This window comes from Janthinobacterium sp. Bl 1 (assembly GCF_058215535.1).
The window spans coordinates 370142-392293 of sequence record NZ_CM177086.1; the positions used below are offsets into that span (position 1 = coordinate 370142).

The following is a 22152-nucleotide window of genomic DNA, read 5'->3' on the forward strand; positions in this document are numbered from 1 at the left end:
ATCAGTCATGTATTGGAGCTACCACGATGAATAAGAATGTAGGCTACGCCATTGCCTTGCTGCTGGCGTTGGCGGCCCCGTTTTACGGCTATCCCGTCTTCCTGATGAAGTTGCTGTGCTTTGCCCTGTTTGCCTGCGCTTTCAACTTGCTGATCGGCTATACGGGCTTGCTGTCGTTCGGCCACGCGGCGTTTTTTGGCGGGGCCGGCTATGTCACCGGTTACGCGCTGCGCACTTGGGGCTGGCCAACGGAACTCGGTTTGCTGGCTGGTGTCGCCACGGGCGCCTTGCTGGGCCTGGTGATCGGTGGCCTGGCGATCCGCCGCCAAGGCATCTACTTTACGATGATCACCCTGGCGCTGGCGCAGATGGTGTACTTCCTGGCCTTGCGTCTGCCGTTCACGGGCGGCGAGGATGGCTTGCAGGGTGTTCCACGTGGAACCTTGCTCGGTACGATAGACCTTGGCAACGACACTGTCTTGTACTACCTCGTGCTGGCCATCTTTGTCGCCGGCTTCGCTTTGATCGTGCGCACCATCCACTCGCCGTTCGGCCAGGTGCTCAAGGCGATCAAGGAAAACGAACCGCGCGCCATCTCGCTCGGCTACGACGTCAACAAGTACAAGCTGATGGCCATCGTACTGTCCGCTTCGCTCGCTGCGCTGGCCGGCGCCACCAAGACGCTGGTGCTGGGCTTTGAAACCCTCACCGATGTCTATTGGGGCATGTCGGGTCTGGTCGTGCTGATGACCTTGGTGGGCGGCATGGGCACCTTGTCCGGCCCCATCCTCGGCGCCGTGCTGATCATTGCGCTGGAAAACAAGCTGGGCGATGTCGGTACCTATTTGGCCACGCACACGGGCATCGAGTGGTTCGGCACCCTGGGCGAATCGGTGGGCATGGTGACGGGCGTGATCTTCGTCATCTGCGTGTTGATGTTCCGGCGCGGCATCGTCGGCGAAGCCATCGCCCGCTTCGGCGGCAGGGCTGCCAAAGCCGCGGTCTGATTTTCAAGCAACGCCGGACGGATCGTCCGGCGTTTTTCATTGTGCGTCCACTGTTACTTCAACGGAGAGTACCACCATGCAAATGACGATCACGCGCGCGGGGAGCAGTCTGTGCACCGTGCTGGTGTTGGCAGCCTGCGGCAGCAATCATGCGCCGGAAGAACTGAACCAGATGCCCAGCTACCTGGGTACCATCACGCGGGCCGACTACGACGGCAAGACGAACGATCTGCTGACGGCTGGCCTGGGCAAGACGGGGCTGGCGGGAGCAACTCCCGCGTATGCGAACGTGGAACAGCCGACGCCGCTCGAACTGCGCCGCAATGCCATCTACGCCAATTACCGCGCCGTGCTCGACATTGCTGCCAACAGCGGCTACGGCGCCCTGTACGGACCGAACGTGGATGCGTCCGGGAACGCGGGTACGGGCGAGGGCCTGGTCGCGGGCAGTGAATACATCGCCTATGCCGACGATGGCACGGGCAAGAAGAACGTCACCTTGATGGTGCAGGTACCGGCCAGCTTCGATCCCGACCATGCCTGCATCGTCACGGGCACGTCGAGCGGCTCGCGCGGCATCTACGGTGCCATCGGCAGCTCCGGTGAATGGGGCTTGAAAAAAGGCTGCGCCGTGGCGTATGCGGACAAGGGTTCGGGCACGGGCTTGTATGTGTTCGAGGACGACAGCGTCAACCTGCAGAACGGCCTGCGGGCAGGCAAGGTGGCGGCAGGCAAAAACGCGCTCTTCGCACCGGACCTGAGCGACGCCGAGCGGCTGGCCTGGGCGGGTAGCAACCCGAACCGCATCGCCTTCAAGCATGCGCACTCGCAGCAAAATCCGGAGAAGGAGTGGGGCAAGGTCACCTTGCAGGCCGTCGAGATGGCGTATTACGTGTTGAACGAGCGCTATGGCGTGCTGGCCCGCGACGGCAGTTCGCGCATCGTGCGGCTGACGCCGAAGAACACCATCACGATCGCCTCGAGCATTTCCAACGGCGCCGGCTCGGCCTTGCTGGCGGCGGAGCAGGATACCAGGGGCTTGATCAGCGGCGTGGCGGCCAGCGAGCCGCAAGTCCAGCCGGCGGCATCGAGCGCCTACACCGTGCGCCAGGGCGGGGCGGCGGTGGCCAATCCTGGCCGCGCGCTGTTCGACTACGCCACCTATGCGGCCCTGTATCAGCCGTGCATCGCTTCCGTGGCGGGCAATGCGGGACGCTGCACGGCGCTCGTCGCCAAGGGGCTATTGAACGGCGCCGACCTGGCGGCGCAGCAGGCGGACGCCAAGCAGCGCTTGCGCGCATATGGCTGGCTGGCCGACTCCGATCCGCTGCAGGCAGCGCATGCGGGCACGAACATCCTCGTGGCCGTCACGTATGCGTATGCCTACGGCAAATTTTCCGTGACCGATAAAGTGTGCGGTTTCACGTTTGCGCAGACGGATGGCAGTGGCAATCCGATCGCGTTCACGTCGGCGCAAAAAGCGGCCAGCTTTGCCGCGCAAAACGGCATTCTCGGCAATGTCGTGTACGAGAACAGTGTGGGCGGCGCCAAGGTGTACACGGCCGGCGTGTCGCCGTCAAACAGCCTGGCGGACCAGTCGCTCGACGGCTTCCTGTGCCTGCGCAGCCTGGCGACGGGGCGCGACACCGTCAGCGGCGCCAACTTGCAGGGGACATTGGCCACGCAAAGCGTGCGCGTGCGGGCAGGCATGGCCGAGGTCGCGGCCAGCGGCAAATTGAATGGCAAGCCAGCCATCATCGTGCACGGGCGCAGCGATACCCTGATTCCCGTCAATCACGCGTCGCGCGCCTATCTGGGACTGAACGCCGCCGTGGAAGGGGGGAATAGCCAGCTGCGCTATATCGAGGTGACCAACGCCAACCATTTCGATTCCTTCAGCAGCGCCTTGCCGACTCTGATCGTGCCGCTGCACGTGTACCTGAACCGGGCGCTGGACGCCATGTATGCGCACTTGAATGCCAAGCAAGCCTTGCCGCCATCACAGGTGGTGCGCACGGTGACGCGTGCCGATGCCTCGACCCTGATCACGAATGTCAACGTGCCAGCGATCGCCACGGCGCCGGCGCCTGGCAATGTCATCAGTGTGACAGGGACCGTCGTCGATATTCCCAACTAGGCTGTAGCGTCTGTGCAACTTGCGGCCACGTTTCACGTGGCCGTTTTTATTCCCAGGCCGACTCGGCGATGTGGCCGAGTCCCTGGAAGACGGGCTTGGAAAACCAGTAGCCCTGCATCAGGGAAATGCCGCAGCCGGAAAGAAAATCGCGCTCGGCGCGCGTCTCGATGCCTTCGGCCAGCACCCGGATACCGAGTTCACGGCACAGGCTGGCGATGGCCCGCACGATGGCCTGGCGCGGCGTGTGCGTATCGATGCCGCGCACCAGGTCCATGTCGATCTTGATGATGTCGGGCTGGTATTCGGCCAGCAAGTTCAAGCCCGCATAGCCGGCGCCGAAATCATCGATGGCCGTCTGGAAACCGAAACGCCGGTAGGCGCGGAAGATCTCGACCAGGTGCGGACGGTCTTGCACCCGTTCGCCTTCCGTCACTTCAAAGATGATTTTGTCGGTAGGGAAGTGATGGAGCTTGGCCGCTTCCAGGGTGCTGCGGATGCACACTTCAGGACGGTAGACGGCATTGGGCAGGAAGTTGATCGACAGAAAACCTTGCATGCCCAGCCTGGCGGCACCGGCCACGGCCTTGACGCGGCAAGCCTGGTCGAAGCGATAGCGGTTGTCGTCGTTGACTTGCGCCAGCACGCTGGCCGCGCTTTCGCCGTTGGGGCCGCGCACCAGCGCCTCGTGCGCATAGATGCTGCGCGTGGCCAGGTCGACGATGGGCTGATACGCATACTCGAAGGCAAACGGCAGCGGCGCGCTGTCGTGGCAGCCCGCGCAGGCACCGTATGGAAAGCTGGTGCTGTCAGGATGGATGGGGATGTCGGGAGGCGTCATGGCGGCAGTGTAGCAGGGCGGGCCGGCCTATTCCGTCTGCTGCTTCACAGTGCGGCCGCATAGATGGCGCGCGCGTCGCCGCGGGTAACGGGCCGGGGATTGTTGCCCAGCAAGCGCGTCTGCAGCATGGCTTCATCGGCCAGGCGGTCCAGGTCACCGGCTGCGATGCCCACCTCGCGCAGGGTGCGCGCGATGCCCGTGGCCACGGCGATTTCCTGCATCGTATCGATCAGGGCCACGGCCCGCGCCTCCTCGCTGCCCGCGATGCCGGGCTGCAGGATGGTGGCCAATTGCGCATACAGGGGCGCCGCATGGGACAGATTAAAACGCAGCACGTGAGGCAGCACCAGCGCATTCGACAGGCCGTGTGGCACGTGGAACAGTCCCCCGATGGGATAGGCGAGCGCATGCACGGCGGCCACGGGCGCGTTGGCAAACGCCTGGCCGGCCAGCATGGCGCCCAGCAACATGGCTTGGCGCGCCGGCAAGTTGCTGCCATCGCGGCAGGCGGTGACCAGGTTGTTCGACAGCAGCGACAGCGCCTGTGTGGCCAGCATGTCGGACAAGGGATTTTTCAGCAGGCGGCTGGTGTACGCTTCGATCGCATGCACCATGGCATCGATGCCGGTGGCGGCCGTCACGGCGGACGGCAAACCGAGGGTCAGGCTGGCGTCGAGGATAGCCAGGTCCGCATACAGTTGCGGCGCGACCACGCCCATCTTGCTGGTGGCGCCCGTGGTGACGATGGCGATATGCGTCACTTCCGAGCCCGTGCCGGCCGTGGTCGGCAATTGCACGAGGGGCAGGCGCTGGCCGTGAACATTGCCGATGCCATACAGTTGCGCCAGTTCCTGGTGGCCCGGCGCCAGCACGGCTATCAGCTTGGCTACGTCCAGCGAGCTGCCGCCACCGAGGCCGATAATCAGTTCCACGTGAAACATCTGCGCCTGGGCCACGCCGGCCAGCACGACGGCTTCGGGCGGATCGGCTTGCACGTCGGAAAAGACGTGGACTTCGATGCCGGCCGCCTGCAAGCTGTGCAAGGGAGCATCGGCCAGACCCGTGCGCAAAAAGCCCGCATCGGTGACGAGCAGGGCGCGGCGTACGGTGGGGAAGTGGTGGGCGATGTGCGTGCCCAGTTGGGCGGCGGCGCCCGGTTCAACGATCAGATGGGGCACGGTGCGAAACTGGAAGGCGGACATGCAGACTCCTGACAGTGAGGACAGAAGCCAAGCTTACTCCGCTTTCCAGCCCCGCGCCTGTTTCACGTGGAACCAGATCCGTCGCTCACTCCCAGTCCAGCGCGCCTTTCTTCCACTCATAGACTAGTCCGATGGTCAGCACGGCGAGAAAACCCATGACGGCCCAGAAACCGACCAGGCCCAGTTCGTTGACATTGGCCGCCCACGGCATCAGAAAGATGACTTCGATATCGAACAGGATGAACAGAATGGCGACCAGATAGAAGCGGACGTCGAACTTCATGCGCGCGTCGCCGAATGCTTCGAAGCCGCATTCGTACGGCGACAGTTTTTGTGCATCCGGTTTGTGCGGACCGAGCGCGCGTCCCAGCAGCATGGGCACGATACCGACGAGGATGCCGATCAGAATGAACAGCAGAACGGGAAAATAGTTTTCGAGGAGCATGGGGATTCCTCTCAGTGGCTGGACGACAGTTTCATCAGCACGATGCCGCACACGATGAGGACGGCGGCGCACACGCGCATGGTGTTGACTTGCTCGCCCAGAAAAACGATGCCGACGATAAAGGCGCCGACGGCGCCGATGCCCGTCCAGATCGTATAGGCAGTGCCCAGGGGCAGGGTGCGCATGGCCAGAGACAGCAAGCCGAAGCTGGCGATCATCATGACGATGGTAAGGACGGAGGGAGTGAGTTTGGTGAAACCCTCGGAGAGTTTCATCGAGTATGCCCACACGACTTCAAACATGCCGGCAATGAGTAACAGTATCCAGGCCATGGCGGCTCCTTATACAGAGCGGGCCGTCCCGGTGTGTTCCCATGATGGGGGAGGCCGTCCTCCTGGATGATCGTCACGATGGCCACAGGCGTGGCCAAGGATGCGGACGATGCGGCAATTGTAGCAAACATTGCCGGACGCCGCACCCCCAGCGCGGGCCCTGTCCTGGCACCGCTGCGTGTTCCACGTGAAACAAAAATCGCCGCTGACTTGCCCCTGCTGAGTAAAAATTAAGCAAAAATTGGCCCGTGGAAGGTTGCGCTTGCAAAAAGACTCTATAATCGGAGCTCTCTTCCCGCATTTTTACTTGCACTGTTACCTATTTATCATGTTATTTCCTACAGAATTCGACGTCATCGTTGTCGGCGGTGGTCACGCCGGTACCGAGGCGGCCCTCGCTTCCGCCCGTATGGGGCAGAAGACGCTATTGCTCACGCATAATATTGAGACACTGGGCCAGATGTCGTGCAACCCCTCCATCGGTGGCATCGGCAAGGGCCATCTGGTCAAGGAAGTCGATGCCATGGGCGGCGCGATGGCGATTGCCACCGACGAATCCGGCATCCAGTTTCGCATCCTGAATTCCTCGAAAGGCCCGGCAGTTCGCGCCACGCGCGCCCAGGCCGACCGTATTTTGTACAAGGCCGCCATCCGCACGCGCCTGGAAAACCAGCCTAACCTGTGGCTGTTCCAGCAAGCGGTCGATGACCTGATCGTCGAAGGCGACCGGGTCGTCGGCGCCGTCACGCAGATCGGCCTGAAGTTTCTCGCGCGCGCCGTCGTGCTGACGGCCGGTACTTTCCTCGACGGCAAGATCCACGTGGGCCTGAATAATTATTCGGCTGGCCGCGCCGGCGACCCGCCCGCCATCTCGCTGTCGGCCCGTTTGAAAGAGCTGAAACTGCCGCAGGGCCGTTTGAAAACGGGCACGCCGCCGCGCATTGATGGCCGCACGATCGACTTTTCCGTCATGCAGGAACAGGCGGGCGACCTCGATCCCGTGCCCGTGTTCTCCGTGATGGGCAACACGGCCATGCACCCGCGCCAGGTGCCGTGCTGGGTCACGCACACGAATAGCCAGACGCATGACATCATCCGTGCCGGCCTCGATCGTAGCCCCATGTACACGGGCGTGATCGAGGGCGTGGGCCCCCGCTATTGCCCGTCGATCGAAGACAAGATCCACCGTTTCTCGGGCAAGGAATCGCACCAGATCTTCCTCGAGCCGGAAGGCTTGACGACGCATGAGTTCTATCCGAACGGCATTTCCACGAGCCTGCCGTTCGACGTGCAGATCGCCCTGGTGCAGTCGATGAAGGGCATGGAAAATGCTCACATCCTGCGCCCTGGTTATGCCATCGAATACGATTATTTCGATCCGCGCGGCTTGAAAGCATCGCTGGAAACGAAGGCCGTTGCCGGCCTGTTCTTCGCCGGCCAGATCAATGGCACCACCGGCTACGAAGAAGCGGCCGCGCAAGGCATGCTGGCGGGCCTGAATGCGGCCTTGCTGACGCAGGACAAGGAAGCCTGGGTACCGGGCCGCTCCGAGGCCTATCTGGGCGTGCTGGTCGACGATCTGATCACTCAGGGCGTGCAGGAACCTTACCGCATGTTCACCAGCCGCGCCGAGTACCGTTTGAGCCTGCGCGAAGACAATGCCGACATGCGGTTGACGGAAATCGGCCGCGCTTTGGGCTGCGTCGGCGACGCCCAATGGCAAGCGTTCGAGACCAAGCGCGAAGCGGTGGCGCTGGAATTGCAGCGCCTGCGTTCCACGTGGGTCAATCCGCGCATCTTGGCGGCCGCCGAATCGGAACGCATCGTGGGCCAGGCCATCGAACGCGAGTATTCGCTGGCGGACCTGCTGTGCCGCCCGAACGTCGCCTACGACACCCTGATGAGCATGACGGGCATGGAAGGCCAAGCCTTGGCCGGCCCCGGCGTGGGGGATGCGGCCGTGCGCGAACAGGTGGAAATCCAGCTCAAATATGCGGGCTACATCGAGCGCCAGAGCAAGGAAATCGAGCGCCACGAACACTATGAAAACCTGGCCTTGCCAGAAGGTTTCAATTACCTGGATATCGGCGCATTGTCGGTCGAAGTGCGGCAAAAACTCGACAAGCAGCGCCCGGAAACCCTGGGCCAGGCATCGCGCATTTCGGGCGTGACGCCGGCGGCCATTTCGCTGCTGCTGGTGCACCTGAAAAAGCGCGGCTTTGGCGCCGCGCACACCACCACTTTAAAGGACGAGGTTGTTGAATGAAGCAGTTTGACCGGGCCGCATTGGCCCCCATTTTGAATGAAGGCATCGCCGCGCTGGGGCTGGACCTGAGCGCGGATCAGACGGAAAAACTGCTCGATTACCTGGCCTTGCTGGCCAAATGGAATAGCGTATACAACCTGACGTCGGTGCGCGATCCTATGCAGATGCTGACCCTGCACGTGCTCGATTCGTTGGCCGCCGTACCGGCGTTTGCGGACGCGAAAAACGTGCTCGACGTGGGCGCCGGTGGCGGCTTGCCGGGCATGGTCCTGGCCATCGCGCGGCCCGATATCAAGGTGTCGATGATCGACACCGTGCACAAGAAGACGGCTTTTTTGACGCAAGTGAAGGCCGAACTGGGCCTGAGCAACGTCACCGTGTACACGAAACGGGTGGAACAGCTGGAAGTGCAGCAGAAATTCGACGTGATCACCTCGCGCGCCTTTGCCGACCTGTCCGACTTCGTTAACTGGTCGAACCACGTACTGGCCGAGGGCGGGCAATACATCGCCTTGAAAGGGATGGCACCGCCAGACGAGAGAGAGCGATTGCCGGCAGACTGGAAAGTGACGGAATTACGAGCAATCCAGGTGCCAGGGCTAAATGCAGAGCGTCATCTAGTCTTTATAGCAAGAATTTAAAAGTTAAAAATAAATGATATAAACAGTTTATTCGGTATAAATAATATAAACCATATAAACGATTTATATCGTATAAATGAAATAAACAGTATAAATCGTTTCGGCCAAATGCCGGGGCGCATGATGAAGTTTGCATCTCTTTACAACTAGAAGATACATGGCCAAAATTTTTTGTGTAGCAAATCAAAAGGGTGGTGTTGGTAAAACCACAACAAGCGTCAATCTCTCCGCCGGTCTGGCCAAGTTGAACCAGCGCGTGCTGCTGGTCGACCTCGACCCGCAGGGCAATGCGACCATGGGCGCCGGCATCAACAAGGCCGGCCTGAAGGCGTCGACCTATGAAGTCATGCTGGGCGAGTCCGATGTCAAGACGGCACGCCAGCGTTCGGAAGCGGGGCGCTTCGATGTCTTGCCGTCGAACCGCGAGCTGGCCGGCGCGGAAGTGGAGATGGTCGAACTCGATAACCGCGAACGCCGCCTCAAGGATGCGCTGGCCGAAGTGGACGGCGAATACGATTTCATATTAGTGGATTGCCCGCCAGCTTTATCGATGCTGACCCTGAACGGCCTGTGCGCCGCGCATGGCGTGATCATCCCGATGCAGTGCGAGTACTACGCGCTGGAAGGCTTGTCCGATCTGGTCAACACCATCAAGAAGGTGCATGCGAACCTGAACCCGGATCTGAAGATCATCGGCTTGCTGCGCGTGATGTTCGATCCACGCATGACATTATCACAACAAGTATCGGCCCAGCTGGAACAGCACTTCGGCGACAAGGTGTTCAATACCATCATCCCGCGCAACGTGCGCCTGGCCGAAGCGCCGTCGTACGGTTTGCCTGGCGTGACCTTCGACCCGAGCTCGAAAGGTGCGCAGGCGTATATCGCCTTCGGCGCCGAGATGGTCGAACGCATCAAACATATGTAAACAAAGGGCGAGCGTCTGCACAATATGGTGTGAGCGCTTACTCTGAAAACACGATTAGGACAGCATGGCTACGAAAAAATTAAAAGGACTGGGTCGCGGACTCGACGCCTTGTTGGGCGGCGGCGGTGGCGACTTCGCCAGTCCGGACACGAATCAACCGTCGAACTTGCCCGTGTCGCAAATGCAAGCCGGCAAATACCAGCCGCGCACGCGCATGGACGAGGGGGCCTTGAATGAGCTGGCCGCCTCGATCAAGGCGCAAGGGCTGATGCAGCCGATCCTGGTGCGCCCGATCGGGCAAGACACCTTGAGCGGACTTGTCAAATATGAAATCATCGCCGGCGAACGCCGTTTCCGCGCTTCGCAACTGGCCGGCCTGACGGAAGTGCCGGTGCTGGTACGCGATGTGGACGACCTGGCCGCCGCGGCCATGGCGCTGATCGAGAATATCCAGCGCGAAGACCTCAATCCCCTGGAAGAAGCGCAGGGCATTCACCGCCTGATCGCCGACTTCAGCTTTACGCATGAGCAAGCGGCCACTGCGCTGGGACGCTCGCGAAGCGCCGTGTCGAACCTGTTGCGTTTGATGAACCTGGCCGCTCCCGTGCAAACCATGCTGATGGCCGGCGATATCGACATGGGCCATGCGCGCGCGCTGCTGGCCGTCGACGCGGCCAGCCAGATCACCCTGGCGAACCAAGTCGTGGCCAAGCGCCTGTCCGTGCGCGAAACGGAAAAGCTGGTCACGCGCACGGTCGAGGAAGCGGCCAACCCGGTCGAGCCGCGGCAAAAGGAAAAGTCCGGCGACATCGCGCGCCTGGAAGAAGAACTGTCCGATGCGCTGGCCACGCCCGTGGTGTTCAAGATGGGCAACAAGGGCCGTGGCCAATTGGTGATTGATTTTGCCGATCTTGACGTACTCGATGGTTTGTTGACCCGCTTGCGTGGTTAAATAGCAAGCTGCAAAGACAGGGGCAATGCCGGTGTGAGCAATCCGGCCATGCTTTCCGGATGCAGCACGTGATTCCTTGATAACACGGCTGGGAGCGGCCAGACAAGCGGCTTTGCCATATAGTGGTGCAAATGGCGGCGAATAGTCGGTAAAGCGTCAGTTTCACGCAGCAATTGCCCTGCTGCGGTGCAGCAACGTTTGACTCTATAGATCAAAGCCAACTATAATCCCGTGTCTTTGCGTGTGTAGATTTTTCTGGGAACTTGGCAATTGAGTGATTCACAACAAAGTATTGCCAAGCCAGTCTACAAAGTAGTTGCCTTGCAGCTAGCAATCGCTATCAGTTTTGCCACGGTCACCCTGTTTTTCGGTGGCAGTGTCAGAGGCTGGTCCGCCGCATACGGCGGCGCTATCGCAGTCATCGGTAGCCTGGTGTATGCCCTGTTGGTGGTTCGCGGTTCTAGCGACGCCAATAAGGCATTCCGGGCGCATTTGCGCGCAGAAGTGGTGAAAATATTTATCACAGCGGTGCTGTTTATATTGGCACTGGTGTTGTTTCAGTCGGCCGCCTGGTTATGGCTGATCTTGGGTTTCGCGGTGGCAACCTTAGCATACTGGTTTTCATTGCTCGCTGTTTAATCATTGGTTTTGGGGCCTGTTGAGCTCTGAAACGACAAATCTAAATTCATTATGACCACAGAACACGCTATTGAAGCGGGCCATGCTGCCCCGGCCAACGCCACAGAATACATCAGTCACCATCTGGCCCACCTGAGAAGTGCCGACGGCATGATCAATCTGGATACGTTCTGGATTTCGGCCATTCTGGGCTTTGTTTTCCTGGCTGTTTTCTATATGGCGTCGCGCCGCGCGACGGCTGGTGTCCCTGGCAAGTTGCAAAACTTCGTCGAAATGGTCATGGAAATCGTCAATGACACTATTAATGGGGCCTTCCACGCGAAAAGCAAGGTCATCGCGCCGCTGGCCATCACTATTTTTGTGTGGGTCTGGTTGCTGAACGCGATGGACTTCCTGCCGGTTGACCTGTTGCCGAAGATTCTGAGCTGGTTTGGCGTGCATAAACTGCGCGCCGTGCCGACCGCCGACGTCAACCACACCTTCGCCATGTCGCTGTCGGTCGTGCTGTGCGTGATCGCCTTCTCGATCAAGGCCAAGGGCCTGGGCGGCTGGATCAAGGAACTGTTCACGGCACCGTTCCACGCGAGCGGCCTGATCGGCACGATCGCCCTGGCACCTGTCAATTTCTTGCTGCAAATGGTTGAGCTGGTTGCAAAACTGATCTCCCTGTCGCTGCGACTGTTCGGCAATATGTATGCCGGCGAACTGATTTTCATCTTGATCGCGTTGTTGCCTTGGTGGGCACAGTGGGCGTTGGGTGGTCCATGGGCAATTTTCCATATCTTGATTGTAACTTTGCAAGCTTTTGTGTTTATGGCGTTGACGGTTGTGTATCTGAGCCTTGCGGTTGAGAAACATTAATCATTAACTTTATATTTTGTTTTTTTAGTATCTTTCGTTTTTAAATTTAGGAGAATTTTATGCAAGCTCTGATCGCACAAGTACAAAGCATGACCGTTCTGGCAGCAGCAATCATCATCGGCCTGGCCGCAATCGGCACCGCTCTGGGCTTCGCTATCTTGGGTGGCAAATTCCTGGAAGCTTCGGCACGTCAACCAGAACTGATGCCACAACTGCAAACCAAACTGTTCGTTATCGCTGGTCTGCTGGATGCTATTTCGATGATCGGCGTTGGTGTTGCTCTGCTGTACACGTTCGCTAACCCGTTCCTGTCCGCTCTGACGGCTGTTGCTCAGTAATTCGCTCCAACCCTAGGAGAAACTTTTAGTTAGGAGCAAAGGTATGGACATCAATATGTCGCTCATCGGCCAGATGATCACCTTCGCGGTGTTGGTCTGGTTCTCGATGAAGTTCGTATTTCCAGCGCTGAACAATGCGCTGGATGAGCGTGCCAAACGAATCGCGGATGGATTGGCTGCGGCCGATCAAGGTCAAGCTTCGATGGCAGTCGCTGAAAAGCGTGCGCAAGAGGCATTGAACAGTGCACGTGAAGAAGCGTCGCAACGCGTTGCGGACGCTGAAAAGCGCGCGCAGCTGGTTGCTGAAGAGATCAAGCAAAATGCACAAGCTGAAGCTGCGCGTATCATTGCGCAAGCCCAGTCGGACGCCGAACAGCAACTGTCGAAAGCACGCGAACAATTGCGCGCTCAGGTGGCTGACCTGGCTGTCAAGGGTGCCGAGCAGATCTTGAAGCGTGAAGTTAACGCTACGGCTCACGCCGAAATGTTGCAGCGTCTTGCTGTCGAGCTGTAATCATGGCAGAACTCGCAACCGTCGCCCGTCCCTACGCGGAAGCTTTGTTCCGCGTAGCCCAAGCTGGTAAGGAGTCAAGCAACCTCGCGGCGTGGTCCGAGCTGGTGTCCGAACTGGCACAGATCGGTAGCCACCCCGAGGTACAGGCGTACGCGCGCAATCCGAAAGTTTCGGAAAGCGACGTCGCCGCCACCATCCTGTCGTTGTTGAAATCGCCGCTCAATGAGGAAGTGAAAAACTTCGTCACGATGTTGATCGAAAATGGCCGCATCAGCCTGCTGCCGGAAATCGGCGCGCAATTCCATGCCTTGAAAAATGGCCTGGAAGGTGCGGCTGACGCCGAGATCACGAGCGCTTTCGATCTGAGCGAAGGCCAAACGGCCGAGCTGGTCGCAACGCTGGAAAAGAAATTCAGTCGTAAGCTCAACCCTGCCGTCACAGTGGATCCATCGCTGCTCGGCGGCGTGCGCGTGGTCGTTGGCGACCAGGTGCTCGATACCTCGGTGCGCGCCAAGTTGCAGCAACTGCACGCTGCACTGGTGTCGTAAGACACGCGCTTCGGCAGGCCAGCTTAGACAGACCCTTACCCCTCGCGCAAGCTGAGAGAAACACTTTTAGGAGTTAGTATGCAACTCAACCCATCTGAAATCAGCGAGTTGATCAAGAGCCGGATCCAAGGTCTTGACGGCGGCGCTGAAGTGCGTAATCAAGGCACGGTTATTTCCGTCGCCGACGGTATCTGCCGCATCCACGGTTTGTCGGACGTGATGCAAGGCGAGATGCTGGAATTCCCAGGCAACACGTTTGGCCTGGCAATGAATCTGGAACGCGACTCCGTCGGTTCCGTGATTCTGGGTGCCTACGAGCACATCTCCGAAGGCGACACGGTGAAATGCACCGGCCGCATTCTGGAAGTGCCAGTCGGTCCTGAGCTGCTCGGCCGCGTTGTCAACGCGCTGGGCCAGCCGATCGACGGCAAAGGCGCCATCGAAACCAAACTGACGGCCGCGATTGAAAAAATCGCCCCAGGCGTGATCGCCCGTGAATCCGTTTCGCAACCAATGCAAACCGGCCTGAAGTCGATCGATGCGATGGTTCCAGTTGGCCGCGGCCAGCGCGAACTGATCATCGGCGACCGTCAAACCGGCAAGTCGGCTGTGGCGATTGATGCGATCATCAATCAAAAAGGCCAGGGCATGAAATGTATCTACGTCGCGATTGGCCAAAAAGCCTCGTCGATCAAGAACATCGTGCGCTCGCTGGAACAGCACGGCGCGATGGAATACACCATCGTTGTCGCCGCTTCCGCTTCGGAATCGGCCGCCATGCAATACATCTCGCCGTACTCCGGTTGCGCCATGGGCGAATACTTCCGTGACCGCGGTGAAGATGCACTGATCGTCTACGATGATCTGTCCAAACAAGCTGTTGCATACCGTCAAATCTCGCTGCTGCTGCGCCGTCCACCAGGTCGCGAAGCGTACCCAGGCGACGTGTTCTACCTGCACAGCCGCCTGCTGGAACGCGCAGCACGCGTGAACGCCGACTACGTCGAGAAGTTCACCGACGGCGCCGTTAAAGGCAAGACCGGTTCCCTGACGGCACTGCCGATCATTGAAACGCAAGCTGGCGACGTGTCCGCATTCGTTCCAACCAACGTGATTTCGATTACCGACGGTCAGATCTTCCTGGAAACCTCGCTGTTCAACGCCGGTATCCGTCCTGCAATTAACGCCGGTATTTCCGTATCGCGCGTCGGTGGCGCCGCCCAGACCAAGGTCATCAAAAACCTGTCCGGCGGTATCCGTACCGACTTGGCGCAGTACCGTGAACTGGCCGCGTTTGCGCAGTTCGCTTCGGACCTCGATGAATCGACCCGCAAGCAGCTGGACCGTGGTGCCCGCGTAACGGAATTGCTCAAGCAAGCCCAATACTCGCCACTGTCGATCTCGCTGATGGCCGTATCGCTGTTCTCGGTGAACAAAGGCTTCATGGACGACGTGCCAGTCAAGCAAGTGCTGTCGTTCGAAGCTGGTGTCCACGCTTACATGAAGACCAAGCAAGCTGCTCTGCTGGCCAAGATCGAAGAAACCAAGCAACTCGACAAAGACAGCGAAGCAACTCTGTCGGCGGCCATTGCTGATTTCAAGAAATCCGGCGCATATTAAGCGGCCAGGCGGCGCCCACCTCGAGTGAGGCGCCGCCCTACGCGCAGAAGGAGTAAGGACTCATGGCATCAAGCAAAGAGATACGAGGCAAGATCAAGAGCGTAGAGAATACGAAGAAGATCACCAAGGCGATGGAAATGGTCGCCGCGTCCAAAATGCGCAAGGCGCAAGACCGGATGCGGGCCGCCCGTCCCTACAGTGACAAGATTCGGAATATCGCCGCCAATCTGGCGAATGCCAATCCGGAATACACGCACCCGTTCCTGGCAGCTGCCCAGGGCACGCAAGCGAAGGCAGTGGGTTTCATCGTTGTGACGACCGACAAGGGTCTGTGCGGCGGCATGAATACCAACATCCTGCGCCAGGTGACGTCGAAGTCGCGCGAGCTGGAAGCAGCTGGCAACCGGGTTGAAGCAGTTGCCATCGGTAACAAGGGTTTGGGTTTTTTGAATCGCATCGGCGTCAAGATCGTCGCCTCAGCCATTCAGACTGGTGATACGCCCCACCTGGAAAAATTGATCGGACCTGTCAAGGTCATGCTCGAAGAGTTCCAGGCTGGCAAGCTCGACGCAGTGTACCTGTGCTACACCAAATTCATCAACACGATGAAGCAGGAACCAGTGGTCGAACAGTTGCTGCCATTGACGGCCGACAAGATGGTCGCCGACAAGAGCGCTCACTCGTGGGATTACATCTACGAGCCGGATGCACAAAGCATCATCGACGAATTGCTGGAGCGCTATGTAGAAGCGCTGGTGTACCAGGCTGTCGCGGAGAATCTGGCGTCCGAGCAATCGGCACGGATGGTCGCGATGAAAGCTGCAAGCGACAACGCGGGTAGTGTGATCGGCGAATTGAAGCTGATCTACAACAAGACCCGCCAAGCTGCGATTACCAAAGAACTCTCCGAAATCGTCGCCGGTGCGGCTGCGGTTTAAACGAATTTAACTATATTGAAGGAACGAACATGGCTGATGGCAAAATCGTTCAGTGTATCGGCGCTGTGGTGGACGTTGAGTTTCCCCGCAACGCGATGCCTAAGGTATTTGATGCCTTGAAGATGGCAGGCTCGGAACTGACCCTGGAAGTACAACAGCAGTTGGGCGACGGCATTGTCCGTACCATTGCACTCGGCTCGTCCGATGGCCTGCGTCGCGGCATGATGATCCAGAACACCGGCAAACCTATCATGGTGCCAGTCGGTAAAGCAACCCTGGGTCGCATCATGGACGTGCTGGGCAACCCGATCGACGAATGCGGCCCCGTGTCGCACGAGCAGATCGCGTCGATCCACCGCACGGCTCCCGCATACGACGAACTGTCGCCATCGCAAGAACTGCTGGAAACCGGCATCAAGGTGATCGACCTGGTTTGCCCGTTTGCAAAAGGCGGTAAAGTTGGTCTGTTCGGCGGCGCTGGCGTAGGCAAGACCGTGAACATGATGGAACTGATTAACAACATCGCCAAAGCGCACAGCGGCGTGTCCGTGTTCGCCGGTGTTGGTGAGCGTACTCGTGAAGGTAACGACTTCTACCACGAGATGGCTGACGCGAAAGTGGTTGATCTGGAAAACCCGGAGAACTCCAAAGTCGCGATGGTCTACGGTCAGATGAATGAACCGCCAGGTAACCGTCTGCGCGTTGCGCTGACCGGCCTGACGATCGCTGAATCGTTCCGTGATGAAGGCAAGGACGTTCTGTTCTTCGTCGACAACATCTACCGCTTTACGCTGGCTGGTACCGAAGTCTCGGCACTGCTGGGCCGTATGCCGTCGGCTGTGGGTTACCAACCGACCCTGGCTGAAGAAATGGGCCGTCTGCAAGAGCGTATTACGTCGACCAAGACCGGTTCGATCACCTCGATCCAGGCCGTCTACGTTCCAGCCGATGATTACACCGATCCGTCGCCTGCTACCACGTTTGCTCACTTGGATTCGACCGTTGCGCTGTCGCGTGACATCGCTTCCCTGGGTATCTACCCAGCCGTGGACCCACTGGATTCGACCTCGCGTCAGCTGGATCCGTTGATCGTTGGTCAAGAGCACTATGACACCGCGCGTGCCGTGCAAACGACCCTGCAACGCTACAAGGAATTGCGCGACATTATCGCGATTCTGGGTATGGACGAGCTGGCACCGGAAGACAAACTGCTGGTCGCCCGCGCACGTAAGATGCAGCGTTTCCTGTCGCAGCCTTTCCACGTCGCTGAAGTCTTTACCGGCGCGCCTGGTAAATACGTTTCGCTCAAAGACACGATCAAGGGCTTCAAAATGATCGCTTCGGGCGAACTCGATCACCTGCCGGAACAAGCGTTCTACATGGTCGGCACGATCGAAGAAGCAATCGAAAAAGCCAAGAAACTTAACTAAGTTAAGTCTGGGCCTAACCCCGCCCCTCAGAAGGCGGGGTTCTTCAACCCGATAGGACACACATGGCACACACAATTCACGTTGACGTGGTTTCCGCTGAAGAACTGATTTTTTCAGGCGAAGCAGAATTCGTCGCGTTGCCGGGTGAACAGGGCGAGCTGGGTATCTACCCACGCCACACGCCTTTGATTACCCGCATCCGTCCGGGCGCGGTCCGCATCAAGGTAGTCGGCCAGGCTGAAGAAGAGTTCGTCTTCGTTGCCGGCGGCCTGCTGGAAGTGCAACCGGATACCGTGACCGTCCTGGCCGATACCGCAATCCGCGGTCACGACCTCGACGAAGCGAAAGCGCTGGAAGCGAAGAAGTTGGCGGAAGAAAATATCCACAACAAGGATTCGGGCATCGACTACGCGCAAGCGCAAGCCGAGCTGGCCAGCGCGATTGCGCAGCTGGCAGCGATCCAGAAGCTGCGCAAGATGTAATCAATGCGCCGCGCAAGAAAGGCAGCCTTCGGGCTGCCTTTTTTTTCAGCAAACGAATTTCAGTAAAAATTAGCGGCGCTTGTCCTTGCCCCTTTCCAGCCCTGCCTTCAATATCGTCTTCCACTTGGCGCGTGCGGCGATGCGTTCGAGCGGCGTCTCGTCGCTGCGGCGGGCGTCGCGCAGCAGCTTGTGATAATTGCGCAGGCGGTCCCCATCGACGGCGCCGCGTACGGCGCAACCAGGCTCGCTCGCATGCTGGCAATCGCGGAACTGGCACGCCGCCGCCAGCGCCGCGATGTCGTCAAAGGTGGCTGCCAAGGTTTCCACATCGGCATCGGCGCGCCAGCTGCGCAGCCCCGGCGTGTCGATGATGCAGGCGCCGCTGGCACACAGGTGCAGCGAGCGGGCCGTCGTCGTGTGGCGGCCGCGCCCGTCGCCATGGCGCACGCCCTTGGTTGCTTGCTCCACCGCGCACAAGGTATTGGTCAGGCTGGACTTGCCGGCACCCGATGAACCGAGCAGCACCAGGGTCTGGCCGGCGCTCAACCACGGTTCCAGGATGGCCACGTCATACGCATGGCGCGTATCGATGGCAAACAGCGGCACGTGGGGCGGCAGACGGTGCTTGAGCTGCGCCAGCTTGCCCGGCACGTCGTCGGCCACGTCGGCCTTGCTCAGCACGACCACGGGGCCGACTTGCGCCGCCAGCACGATGGACAGATAGCGCTCGAGGCGGCGCGGATTGAAATCTTCGTCCAGTCCCATCACCAGCAGCGCCGTATCGACATTGCTGGCAAGCAGTTGGCGCCGGCCGTCATTGCCGCGCCGCGCGATTTGCGTGGCTGGGGGTAAGTGCGCTGTTATCCACAGCGTGCCGTGACCATCGGCTTCGGCGGCGACCCAGTCGCCCACCGTGAGGATGGTGTCCTGCGCCTGCAAGTCGTGCAGCAGGCGCGGCAGGACCTGCGCCGGCTGTTCCAGGACACAGTCGTGCACGATGATGCTGTCGCGGTGCACGGCGCAAACGCGCATCAGCTGCGCGGCGGGGGAAGAGATGTCGAGCTGGGTGGCTGCGCTGGCGATGGACTGCTGCAGCCCGATAAGGCGTAGTTGTGCAAAATCGAATGCGATCATGGTAGCGTGATTCCAAATTCTGTCGTCCGCATGCGGACGTGTAGCCTGCGCGTGCAGGCACCGCCAGTCGCGATGACTGGCACGAAAGAAAGGGAAGTCGGCTACGCGATCAGCGTATGGGGAAGTGCGGGCTAAAAATCTTGGCGGGGAAAAACGGTGATCAGGCAGCCGACAGCACGGCAGTATCCGAATGGCGCATGTTGTCTACTCCTGTTGTGTGATGGAAAACACCAGTGTGCCAGCGGCCTGCGCCGCCGTCAACAGAGGGTGTGGCTCAGCTGCACATGCCGTAAGCCTGGCGCTCGGGGAAATAGCGGTACGTAAACGTGCGCACCGGGTAGCGCTTGCCGCCGACGAGCATGTCGGGCATCGACAGATCGAAGCGCTGCGGCAGCTGGCGCGGCAGTTGCAACCGCAGGCGCCATTGCGTTTCCTTGCTGTTGCCGACGGCGGAAAACATGATGGGCAGCTGCTCGATGACGTCGACGATCTCCGCCTTCTGGTTCATGCCGCGCTGGTAAATGGTGAGTATCTTGGCTTGCGCGAAGGGCGGCTGTTTCGGTTCTTCCAGCAGGAAGGACAGGCGCGTAAAACTGGCTTGCGTACCGACGGGCAAGGTAAAGATCAGCGCCAGTTCCGTGCCGCCTTCCTTCAGGGTGACGGGCGGCGTGGCGTAGATGCTGATACCGCGCGGCAGCTCGAAACGCGAGCCCTCCGTCCACGTCTTGCACTCGGGCGTGGTGGCCTGGTACAGGGTGGGCGCCGTGTAGTCATCGCAGGCGGAAACCAGCAGCAGCAGGGGCAGGGCAAGGAGGGCGGAACGGCGCATGGGAGTCACGGTTGGGGGAATGAGCCGACAGTGTAAGCGATCCCCACGCGATCCACCAGCGGCGCTAGGAATGCCCGGGCGGCGCACGGCGTATGGATTGCAGCTGGCAATGCGCGGCCTGCAGCGCCTCCTTGATGATGTCGAGCGCCAGCTGCGGCCGGGCCGCGCCGCACATGAAGATATCGACGGCGGCAAAGCCGACCTCGGGCCAGGTATGCAGCGAGATATGGGACTCGGCCAGCAGCAGCACGCCCGTGACGCCCTGACCCGGGCCAAAGCTGTGGAAATGGCCGTGCAGCACTTGCGCGCCGGCCGCGATGGCGGCGTCGCGCAGCAGGCGCTCGAGCGCGGCGCAGTCGCGCAGAGGTTCCTGCGCGATGCCCGACAGGTCGGCCAGCAGATGCGTGCCCAGGGGCAGATGCGGGGTGGACGCCATGCTTATTTGTGGCTCCCGCCGCTGGAACCGCCGCCATAGCTGCCGCCGCCGCTGCCCGTGCGCGAACTCCAGCTGCTGCCGCTGCTGCTGCCGGCCACCTTGAACATGCGCACCCAGTTGGCGGCCGTGACACTGAAGGTCACCATCAGGGCATAGATCACATATTTACTCATGGGGGATTCTTTGCATTCTTGTCGAGAAAAGCGGCGGGCAGGAACAGCGCCAGGCAGCCCAGCAAACTCCACATCAAGGTGCTGGAGAATGAGACAAACATCGGGATCGCGTTCAATACCAGCACGATGACGATGAAGACCTTGGCGATGCCGCGGTGGCTCACCTGGATATTCCGTACCTGGTCGCCGCCATGGAAGGCGGCGCCAAACCAGGCGGCCATCTGGTCGTAGGCGACGGGCACGGAGCGCGACCAGGTCATCTCCTCGCCAGTGATCTCGGCCGCCAGCTTGGTCTGTCCCTGCTCGAATTCATGCACATGCGTGCTGTCGCCGACTGCCACCTTCCAGTTGAAGGCGCCCGCCGCATACACGACCTGCGAGCCGTAGTCATACAGTTTGCGGTAGGTGGCGCCATCGAGCGTGCAGGTATCGGCGTCCAGCGACGCCCAGTTGGGCCAGTTCGGCAGCACGTTCGAGCGCGACCAGCCATCGTCCGTCTCCACCAGCCAGAAGAAGCCGGCGCGCGCGTTGTACAGCAGGTATTCGTTCCACTCGCTGCCTTCGTCGTCGGCGCGGCGCATCATGCCGATGACCGTGAAGTCCACATTGCTGATCTTCGCGCTGGCGCCCAGTTCCAGGGAGATGTCGGCGTTGTCGTGCACCTGCTTGCCGATGGCCAGCACCTGCGCTTCCGGGCCGCTGGCGTCGAGCTGGGCGTGGCAGGCGGGGCACACCAGCTGCGCCGCTGCACCGGGCACATAGTGGATGCCGCTGCCGCAGGAGGGGCAGTCGAGCGCATCGAGCTTGCCGCGGTATTTGCCGGCGCTTTTGGCGATGGCGTCATCGTCGCGCAGCAGCTGGCACTGCAATCCATCCAGGGTGACGGCGACGCCCTGGTAGACGACCGGTTGCGGGCCATCCGTGTAGTCGAGCGTGACAAAGCTGGCGTAGTTGCGGAAGTCCGCCACCTGGATGCGCCAGCCGGCGCCCACCTTGAACGGCAATTCGCCCTGGCCGGCGATGCATTCGGCGTTGCGGATCTCGGCCGCCGTGTACGGCTCGCCGCAGATCGTGTAGCGCTTGCCCGGCGCCAGCTCGCCAAAGACGGGTAAGGTATCTTGCGTGCTGCGTTCGCGCGTCAGGGTGTACAGGCCGGACGAGTCGCCCAGCCACGCCGTGCTGGCGTCATCGAACAGCAGATACCACTCGTTCCACGTGCCAGCGCTGTAGCGCTGCTGGATGCGCCCGACGACAGTGAAGTGGATGCCATCGTGCACGCCGGCCGTGCCGATCTGGATCGGCGTATAGTCTTCCAGGACGGCCGACATCTTGCCCACGTCCCTGACGGCATCGGCGTCCTTGAGGATGGTGCTGTGGCAGTACTCGCACACGGCGAGCACGGAAGCGTGCGAGCGGAAGCGGACTTCCGCGCCGCAGCTGGGACAGGAAACAGTTTGCATGC

General features: G+C 60.2%; 24 protein-coding genes. 15 read left to right on the plus strand and 9 right to left on the minus strand.

What is annotated here, in order from left to right:
• The first annotated feature begins 26 nt into the window (after positions 1-26).
• Complete coding sequence (locus AC4BCN_RS01605) at positions 27-1007, plus strand: branched-chain amino acid ABC transporter permease (protein ID WP_490492429.1); 981 nt, start codon at positions 27-29, stop codon at positions 1005-1007.
• A gap of 82 nt (positions 1008-1089) precedes the next feature.
• A complete protein-coding gene (locus AC4BCN_RS01610) occupies positions 1090-3144 on the plus strand; it encodes a 3-hydroxybutyrate oligomer hydrolase family protein (protein WP_490493569.1) in 2055 nt (684 codons plus the stop codon).
• 46 nt (positions 3145-3190) lie between these two features.
• Here AC4BCN_RS01610 and AC4BCN_RS01615 read toward each other — a convergent pair whose 3' ends face one another.
• The 4 genes from AC4BCN_RS01615 to sugE form a co-directional block, all read right to left on the minus strand.
• Complete coding sequence (locus AC4BCN_RS01615; RefSeq protein WP_139092062.1) at positions 3191-3982, minus strand: EAL domain-containing protein; 792 nt, start codon at positions 3980-3982, stop codon at positions 3191-3193.
• A gap of 44 nt (positions 3983-4026) precedes the next feature.
• Positions 4027-5184 carry an iron-containing alcohol dehydrogenase gene (locus AC4BCN_RS01620; RefSeq protein ID WP_490492430.1) on the minus strand — a complete coding sequence of 386 codons (1158 nt, stop codon included), beginning with the start codon at positions 5182-5184 and terminating at the stop codon, positions 4027-4029.
• 85 nt (positions 5185-5269) lie between these two features.
• Positions 5270-5629 (minus strand): NADH-quinone oxidoreductase subunit A, encoded by a 360-nt coding sequence (locus AC4BCN_RS01625; protein ID WP_139092060.1) that lies wholly within the window; start codon positions 5627-5629, stop codon positions 5270-5272.
• A gap of 11 nt (positions 5630-5640) precedes the next feature.
• A complete protein-coding gene (gene sugE, locus AC4BCN_RS01630) occupies positions 5641-5961 on the minus strand; it encodes a quaternary ammonium compound efflux SMR transporter SugE (protein ID WP_128140729.1) in 321 nt (106 codons plus the stop codon).
• A 328-nt stretch (positions 5962-6289) separates the two neighbouring features.
• Here sugE and mnmG point away from each other — a divergent pair, with 328 nt between their 5' ends.
• The 13 genes from mnmG to AC4BCN_RS01695 all read left to right on the plus strand — a co-directional run bounded on the left by mnmG (position 6290) and on the right by AC4BCN_RS01695 (position 18118).
• Entirely contained in the window at positions 6290-8227 is a 1938-nt protein-coding gene (gene mnmG / locus AC4BCN_RS01635) for a tRNA uridine-5-carboxymethylaminomethyl(34) synthesis enzyme MnmG (RefSeq protein WP_490492431.1), read from the plus strand.
• Complete coding sequence (gene rsmG / locus AC4BCN_RS01640) at positions 8224-8868, plus strand: 16S rRNA (guanine(527)-N(7))-methyltransferase RsmG (RefSeq protein ID WP_490492432.1); 645 nt, start codon at positions 8224-8226, stop codon at positions 8866-8868. The genes mnmG and rsmG overlap by 4 nt, the downstream gene beginning before the upstream one ends.
• Positions 8869-9025: 157 nt before the next feature.
• Complete coding sequence (locus AC4BCN_RS01645) at positions 9026-9796, plus strand: ParA family protein (protein WP_034752687.1); 771 nt, start codon at positions 9026-9028, stop codon at positions 9794-9796.
• Between the two features lie 64 nt (positions 9797-9860).
• Positions 9861-10748: a ParB/RepB/Spo0J family partition protein gene (locus AC4BCN_RS01650; RefSeq protein ID WP_034752690.1), complete on the plus strand. Its 888-nt coding sequence runs from the start codon at positions 9861-9863 to the stop codon at positions 10746-10748.
• Positions 10749-11018: 270 nt separating this feature from the next.
• Complete coding sequence (locus AC4BCN_RS01655) at positions 11019-11387, plus strand: ATP synthase subunit I (protein ID WP_034752692.1); 369 nt, start codon at positions 11019-11021, stop codon at positions 11385-11387.
• 51 nt (positions 11388-11438) lie between these two features.
• Positions 11439-12248, plus strand: a complete 810-nt coding sequence (gene atpB / locus AC4BCN_RS01660) for a F0F1 ATP synthase subunit A (RefSeq protein WP_046681851.1) — start codon at positions 11439-11441, stop codon at positions 12246-12248.
• Between the two features lie 59 nt (positions 12249-12307).
• Positions 12308-12586, plus strand: coding sequence for a F0F1 ATP synthase subunit C (gene atpE / locus AC4BCN_RS01665; protein WP_034752695.1), 279 nt, complete (start codon positions 12308-12310; stop codon positions 12584-12586).
• Between the two features lie 43 nt (positions 12587-12629).
• Positions 12630-13100: a F0F1 ATP synthase subunit B gene (locus tag AC4BCN_RS01670; RefSeq protein ID WP_034752697.1), complete on the plus strand. Its 471-nt coding sequence runs from the start codon at positions 12630-12632 to the stop codon at positions 13098-13100.
• A 2-nt stretch (positions 13101-13102) separates the two neighbouring features.
• Positions 13103-13648 carry a F0F1 ATP synthase subunit delta gene (locus AC4BCN_RS01675; RefSeq protein ID WP_034752699.1) on the plus strand — a complete coding sequence of 182 codons (546 nt, stop codon included), beginning with the start codon at positions 13103-13105 and terminating at the stop codon, positions 13646-13648.
• A 78-nt stretch (positions 13649-13726) separates the two neighbouring features.
• Positions 13727-15268 carry a F0F1 ATP synthase subunit alpha gene (atpA, locus tag AC4BCN_RS01680; protein ID WP_034752701.1) on the plus strand — a complete coding sequence of 514 codons (1542 nt, stop codon included), beginning with the start codon at positions 13727-13729 and terminating at the stop codon, positions 15266-15268.
• 62 nt (positions 15269-15330) lie between these two features.
• A complete protein-coding gene (atpG, locus tag AC4BCN_RS01685) occupies positions 15331-16206 on the plus strand; it encodes a F0F1 ATP synthase subunit gamma (protein WP_102293016.1) in 876 nt (291 codons plus the stop codon).
• Positions 16207-16235: 29 nt separating this feature from the next.
• On the plus strand, positions 16236-17636 hold the full coding sequence (atpD, locus tag AC4BCN_RS01690) for a F0F1 ATP synthase subunit beta (protein ID WP_034752705.1): 1401 nt from the start codon (positions 16236-16238) through the stop codon (positions 17634-17636).
• Between the two features lie 62 nt (positions 17637-17698).
• Positions 17699-18118, plus strand: a complete 420-nt coding sequence (locus AC4BCN_RS01695; protein ID WP_034752707.1) for a F0F1 ATP synthase subunit epsilon — start codon at positions 17699-17701, stop codon at positions 18116-18118.
• A 69-nt stretch (positions 18119-18187) separates the two neighbouring features.
• Here AC4BCN_RS01695 and rsgA read toward each other — a convergent pair whose 3' ends face one another.
• From rsgA to AC4BCN_RS01720, 5 genes are all read right to left on the minus strand, one after another.
• Positions 18188-19252 carry a ribosome small subunit-dependent GTPase A gene (rsgA, locus tag AC4BCN_RS01700; protein ID WP_490492433.1) on the minus strand — a complete coding sequence of 355 codons (1065 nt, stop codon included), beginning with the start codon at positions 19250-19252 and terminating at the stop codon, positions 18188-18190.
• 274 nt (positions 19253-19526) lie between these two features.
• On the minus strand, positions 19527-20081 hold the full coding sequence (locus AC4BCN_RS01705) for a hypothetical protein (RefSeq protein ID WP_490492434.1): 555 nt from the start codon (positions 20079-20081) through the stop codon (positions 19527-19529).
• A 64-nt stretch (positions 20082-20145) separates the two neighbouring features.
• Positions 20146-20517 carry an adenosylmethionine decarboxylase gene (gene speD / locus AC4BCN_RS01710; protein WP_139091299.1) on the minus strand — a complete coding sequence of 124 codons (372 nt, stop codon included), beginning with the start codon at positions 20515-20517 and terminating at the stop codon, positions 20146-20148.
• Between the two features lie 2 nt (positions 20518-20519).
• A complete protein-coding gene (locus AC4BCN_RS01715; protein WP_157814714.1) occupies positions 20520-20690 on the minus strand; it encodes a hypothetical protein in 171 nt (56 codons plus the stop codon).
• On the minus strand, positions 20687-22150 hold the full coding sequence (locus tag AC4BCN_RS01720; protein WP_128140738.1) for a DUF4178 domain-containing protein: 1464 nt from the start codon (positions 22148-22150) through the stop codon (positions 20687-20689). The genes AC4BCN_RS01715 and AC4BCN_RS01720 overlap by 4 nt, the downstream gene beginning before the upstream one ends.
• Positions 22151-22152 lie beyond the last annotated feature (2 nt).